The organism is Arthrobacter sp. TB 26, assembly GCF_000427315.1.
Taxonomy (GTDB): Bacteria; Actinomycetota; Actinomycetes; order Actinomycetales; family Micrococcaceae; genus Arthrobacter.
Map to the genome: position 1 here is coordinate 1 of NZ_AUPJ01000003.1, position 901 is coordinate 901.

Here is a 901-nt window from a genome sequence, read left to right on the forward strand (position 1 = left end):
CCCGCCGGTGCCGGCACAGCCGGGGAGTAGTGCTGCGAGGGCGAAAGCGGACAGGCCAATGCTGAGGTGCTTTTTCATCTGCTGCTCCTTGACTCGAACCGGCCAACGGGCCAGGCCGGCGCTAACCGTTACGACGCCCGCGGGGGAAGAATGGTTCACAGCGGGCCTCGGACTGCGCCCCGTTCCGCGCGCGTGAACCATTCAGGCGATCCGCACGTCATAGGGGGCACAGGCGCTGAAACCCACGAGCCAGGGAGGACGGTCATGTCGCTCGACGAAGACGTGGTGGCGGCGATTTACCGCGCCCACGGCCCGGCCCTCCGGCGTTTCGTCCTGAGTGCCTGCCGGGATCCGCAGCTGACGGACGACGTCGTGCAGGAAACGGTGCTGCGGGTCTGGCAGCAGGCCCCCCACATCACGGGAAGCCTGCGCAGCTACCTCTTCCGGACGGCCCGCAACATCATGATCGACAACTACCGCAAAGCCCAGCGCCGGCCCCGCGAGGCGACGGAACGGGATCTGGCAGACCCGGCCGACGGCGAGGAACGCGTGGACGAACTCCTCAACCGCGTCCTGATGGAAGAGGCGCTGCTGCGGCTCAGCGCGGAGCACCGGGACGTGCTGGTGGCGCTCCATTACCGCCGCTACACCGTGCAGGAGGCATCGGTCAGTTTGAATATCCCCAGCGGAACAGTGAAGTCCCGCGCGTTCTACGCCGTGCGGGCCCTCCGGACGATCCTTGATGAGATGGGGGTGCAGCGGTGAGCGCCACGGACCGGCACCAGCTGCTCGGCGCCTACCTGCTTGGCGGGCTGGAACCCGAGGAGGCAGCCGCCTTTGAACAGCATCTGGGCAGCTGCGCGGACTGCCGGCAGGAGCTGGACGATCTGGCCAGCCTCCC

2 protein-coding genes are annotated in these 901 nt (G+C 67.9%); both read left to right on the forward strand.

Annotation, left to right across the window (positions count from 1 at the left end; genetic code table 11):
- Positions 1-264 precede the first annotated feature (264 nt).
- Positions 265-765, forward strand: a complete 501-nt coding sequence (locus tag K789_RS0100020; RefSeq protein ID WP_024364953.1) for a sigma-70 family RNA polymerase sigma factor — start codon at positions 265-267, stop codon at positions 763-765.
- The coding region (locus tag K789_RS0100025) for a zf-HC2 domain-containing protein (protein ID WP_029704052.1) at positions 762-901 on the forward strand (140 nt) is incomplete at its 3' end. The genes K789_RS0100020 and K789_RS0100025, both read left to right, overlap by 4 nt.

Bases quoted from the DNA above. Each gene is read 5' to 3' on its own strand.
- K789_RS0100020 (WP_024364953.1), top strand. From the start codon at position 265: ATGTCGCTCGACGAAGACGTGGTGGCGGCGATTTACCGCGCCCACGGC.